Consider the following 512-nt stretch of genomic DNA (forward strand, 5'->3'; position numbering starts at 1 on the left):
TGCGCCGGCCGATGAACTGCGCGCGCAGTTTCGCCAGCATTTGCGATCCCTGCTGAGCGGCGCTCTTGGTGGGAACGAAACGCATATCTGGCCGGCTCATGGCCTCGCAGATTGCCTGCGCATCGGCGGCATCCGATTTGGAGCGTTTGACATAGGGCTTCACATACCGCGGCGGCAGCAACACCACTTCATGGCCCAGCGCGCGCAATTCCCGCGCCCAGTAGTGCGCCGCGCCGCAAGCCTCCATGCCAATCTTCAGCGGCGAAAGCCCGGCAAAGAAGGCAAGCACCTGATTGCGCCGTAGCTTCTTGCGCAGCACCGGCTGCTCAGCTTCGTTCACGCCATGCAACTGGAAAACGCTCTTTGACGTATCCATGCCAATGCGAATAAGTTTATCCACGGACGGTCTCCCTTGTTTGAGATTTGCAACGACCTCATTCTGGCACATTGCGATGCCGTCGGGGGCCGTCCACCCCAACACGGACTTAAGTACGCTCCGCTCCGGTTCTCGG

1 protein-coding gene is annotated in these 512 nt (G+C 60.4%); it reads right to left on the minus strand.

The window, feature by feature from the left end; genetic code table 11:
* Positions 1–400, minus strand: a 400-nt coding sequence (locus H0241_RS35315) for an IS110 family transposase (RefSeq protein WP_181062299.1), incomplete at its 3' end; no start/stop codon positions are given.
* Positions 401–512: the final 112 nt, after the last annotated feature.

It is taken from the genome of Mesorhizobium neociceri (genome assembly GCF_013520985.1).
GTDB lineage: Bacteria > Pseudomonadota > Alphaproteobacteria > Rhizobiales > Rhizobiaceae > Mesorhizobium > Mesorhizobium neociceri.